General features: G+C 67.3%; 5 protein-coding genes. 1 reads left to right on the forward strand and 4 read right to left on the reverse strand.

The annotated features are described in order from the left end of the window. Positions 1–259: 259 nt before the first annotated feature. Positions 260–1,132, reverse strand: coding sequence for a class II fructose-1,6-bisphosphate aldolase (gene fba, locus ACWTSU_RS01885; RefSeq protein WP_455138193.1), 873 nt, complete (start codon positions 1,130–1,132; stop codon positions 260–262). Positions 1,133–1,313: 181 nt separating this feature from the next. On the opposite strand from fba, the gene ACWTSU_RS01890 reads away from it, so the two are divergent. Then, positions 1,314–2,183: a hypothetical protein gene (locus ACWTSU_RS01890; RefSeq protein WP_455138194.1), complete on the forward strand. Its 870-nt coding sequence runs from the start codon at positions 1,314–1,316 to the stop codon at positions 2,181–2,183. A 229-nt stretch (positions 2,184–2,412) separates the two neighbouring features. Here the strand turns inward: ACWTSU_RS01890 and ACWTSU_RS01895 are convergent, their stop codons facing one another. The 3 genes from ACWTSU_RS01895 to ACWTSU_RS01905 form a co-directional block, all read right to left on the reverse strand. Then, positions 2,413–2,739 (reverse strand): helix-turn-helix transcriptional regulator, encoded by a 327-nt coding sequence (locus tag ACWTSU_RS01895; RefSeq protein ID WP_455138197.1) that lies wholly within the window; start codon positions 2,737–2,739, stop codon positions 2,413–2,415. Then, a complete protein-coding gene (locus ACWTSU_RS01900) occupies positions 2,667–2,915 on the reverse strand; it encodes an MmcQ/YjbR family DNA-binding protein (protein ID WP_455138195.1) in 249 nt (82 codons plus the stop codon). Before ACWTSU_RS01900 ends, ACWTSU_RS01895 begins: the two co-directional genes overlap by 73 nt. Positions 2,916–3,024: 109 nt before the next feature. Then, on the reverse strand, positions 3,025–3,369 hold the full coding sequence (locus tag ACWTSU_RS01905) for a PTS lactose/cellobiose transporter subunit IIA (protein ID WP_455138196.1): 345 nt from the start codon (positions 3,367–3,369) through the stop codon (positions 3,025–3,027). Positions 3,370–3,497: the final 128 nt, after the last annotated feature.

Consider the following 3,497-nt stretch of genomic DNA (forward strand, 5'->3'; position numbering starts at 1 on the left):
GGGCCACTAAACAGTATCGGCGTACACTCCCGGCGGTTACGTACCCTGTTGCAACTTTGATCTTTGCTCCAGCGGCCTTCTGAGCTGCTGTTTTGCAATCTGGGCTTGAAAATAAGATTTACAACTGTGTACGTAACCTGAGCGAGTGTACGTAACCATCGAGAAGGGCGACGGCACGGCCATCATACGAAAAGGGCCCGGCCCCGCCAACGCGGAGTCGAGCCCTGCGTGTCACGTGCGGCAGAGGCGCGCTTCTCGCTTACGCCCAGCCCTTGCCGTCGGAGCCGAACTCCTTGATGAGCTCCTCGGTGCGGGCCTTGATGGCGTCGCGGCCGGGCTTGAGCAGCTTGCGCGGGTCGTAGCCCTTGCCCTGCTGGTCCTTGCCCTCCTCGATGTACTTGCGGGTGGCCTCGGCGAAGACGACCTGGAGGTCGGTGTTGACGTTGATCTTGGAGATGCCGAGGGAGATGGCCTTCTTGATCTGGTCAACGGGGATGCCGGTGCCGCCGTGAAGGACGAGCGGCAGGTCGCCGGTCAGGGCCTTGATCTCCTGGAGACGGTCGAAGGACAGGCCGGCCCAGTTCTCGGGGTAGATGCCGTGGATGTTGCCGATGCCGCAGGCGAGGAAGTCGACGCCCAGGTCGGCGATGGCCTTGCACTGCTGCGGGTCGGCGAGCTCGCCGTTGGAGGCAACGCCGTCCTCGACGCCGCCGATGCCGCCGACCTCGGCCTCAACGGAGATGCCCTTGGCGTGGGCGGCCTTCACGACCTCCTCGGTGCGCTTGAGGTTGAGCTCGAAGGTCTCCTCGTGGGAGCCGTCGTACATGACGGAGGTGAAGCCGGCCTCGATGCACTTGAAGACGTCCTCGTAGGTGCCGTGGTCGAGGTGCAGGGCAACCGGCACGGTGATGTTCTTGTCCTCAACGAGCTGCTTGACCATGTCGGCCACGATCTTGTAGCTGACCTGCCACTTGGCGGCGCCGCTCGTGCACTGGATGATGACCGGGGACTGGAGCTCCTCGGCGGCGTCGAGGATCGAGGACGCCCACTCGAGGTTGTTGGTGTTGAACGCGCCGAGGCCGTAGTGACCCTTCTCGGCGGCCCTGAGCATGGCAGTGGCGTTGACGAGCATAGTGACCTCCATAATTGAAACGGAAGGACGGTACGGCCCTATAATACCGCGTCGCGGCGGGCGGAGGGCACGCGCGCGGCGGCTTTTTCGAACGGGTTGTAAGGTCTTCGTGAGGGGCGCGGGCGCGAGGGCCCGCGCGAGCGCGCGGCGGGTAGGTTCTCCGTGAGAGAGGGAGGCAGCGGTGAGCGAGAGCGACGAGCGGGAGCGGGAGCGGCACGGCATCCTGGGGGACTTCTCGGTCTCCCAGCTGCTCGCCACCGCGCTGGCGGCGGCGACGTCGTTCGCGCTGTCCGCGCAGATCGGCATCGCGGGCTCCATCATCGGCGCGGTGCTCGGCGCCGTGGCGTCGTCGGTGGCCACGCAGGTCTACCGCAACATCCTGCACAGCTCCGCCGAGAAGCTCCGCGAGCTCGGCTCCGACGCAGGCGGCGAGAGGGGCGCGGGCACGGGCACGCCCGAGCGAGCCGGCTCGGTCTCCGGGAGGGCGCGCGTGGAGGCCGTGGCCGCCTCGGGCACGCCGATCGCCCCGCGCGAGGTGCGCGACGCCGCCCGCGAGCGGGAGCGCGCCCGGGTGCGCCGACGCGTGGCGCTGCTCGCCTGCGCGGCCGGCGTGGTGGCGGTGCTGGCGTTCGCGCTGGTCGTGAGCGTGGCGACGCGCGGCTCGGGCATCGGGCCCGCGCCCGCGGCCCCGAGCGAGCCCGCGGCCGAGGAGCAGACCGAGACGCAGGACCAGACGACGACCCCGACCCCGCAGGCCGTGCCCGACGAGGAGCCCACGCGGGACGACCCGACCCAGCCCACGCAGCAGCCGACCGAGGACACCACGCAGGACACGGACGGCGACGAGGGCACGGACGGCAGCACCGCGCCCGACGGCGGGACCGACGGCAGCGGCGCCACCGACGGCTCCGGCACCACCTCCGACCAGGGGGGATCCGGTGCGAACGGCGACTCCGACGCAACCGGCGGGTCTGGCGCAACGGGCGGCTCCGGCGCACAAAATGGCCAGGCCACGCCCTCGGAAACCACCCCCAGCGGCAACGCCGCGTGATCCAAAAGGTACCTGTCCCCTTTTGGATCACGCGGCCGGCACGTCTAGGAAATCGCGCATGTCCCGCCCGTTGGGGCGCCGGATTCTAGGAATTGCCGCATGTCCCGGCCCTCGGGGCCGCTCCGCGCCGGGACGATAGCCAATTCTTAGACGGGATTTCCCCCAAAACCGGGACACGCGTGATTTCTTAGATGGGACCTTCTCGCCGAAGGGGGGCATGCGGCAATTCTTAGACGTGACACCTCGCTGGAAGGGGACAGTCGCGAATTTTTAGAAGGCGCATCTCGCCGCGCTCCCAGCGGGAGACGGCCTGGCGCGTGATGTAGAGCCGGCGCGCCAGCTCCTCCTGGGTGAGCCCGAGCTCGCGGCGCAGGCGGGCAGGGCGTCCTTGAGCATGATCATCGGGAAGCTCCTCTCGTCGGGTCCTTCTCGCCCATTGTCCCGGAGCCTCGACCGTCCGTCGAGCAACGCTTTGTTGCGCGGCTACCCGCCGGCAATCTCGCTCCGCACGCGTTTGGACAGCCGGGCAAAGACGAGCTCGTAGCTCATGTCGCAGAGGTCGAGCACGAGCCCCTCAGGCAGGTCGGCGTCGAGGTCCACCGAGATCCACGTGCGCCCGTCGGAGTAGTAGCCGGGCAGGACCGCGTCCGGCCACTCGGCACGCAACTCCAGGATGCGGTCGGGATCGCACTTGAGCGAGAGCAGGCGCTTGTCGACATTCGCAAAGTCCATGGCGGCCCCCAATCAGGGAAACGGATTGCCCTGCCAAAGGCTATCAGACAGCAATAGGCCGGGGCACCGTCTTCGGCGACCCCGGCCCGTCAGTCACACCCCGCTGCGTCTACGCGTTGAGCTTCTCCTTAAGGGAGAGCAGCTCACGATAGGTGTCAGCGAAGTTCAGCGCCATGAGCTTGCAGGTCTCGGCACTCGCCATCTGATCCTCGGCGTGGAGGAGGAGCAGCGGCAGCGTCTTCTTGCCCGCGCCGGACGCCTCGGCCTGAAGCAGCCTCATGTGCACCTCATGGCCTCCGTTGTATGCCTCGTCACCCTGCTTGACCAGCTCAGCCGCCGTGGCAAAGTCGCCCTCCTTGGCCTTGGCGATCGAGTTGACGTAGCAGGACTTGGCGGTGCCCACGTAGCTGATGATCTCGAAGCAGATCTGCTCGAGCTCGTCCATGTCTTCCATCTCAGCCTCCTAGCTGACTAGCCGAGCATCTTCTTGACGTCATCGAGAATCTTGGCGGCATTCATGCGACCGTAGTCGACCATCGGGATGACGGCGACGGGGATACGCCCCTCGACGGCCTTCTCGAA

It is taken from the genome of Thermophilibacter sp. (assembly GCF_966187215.1).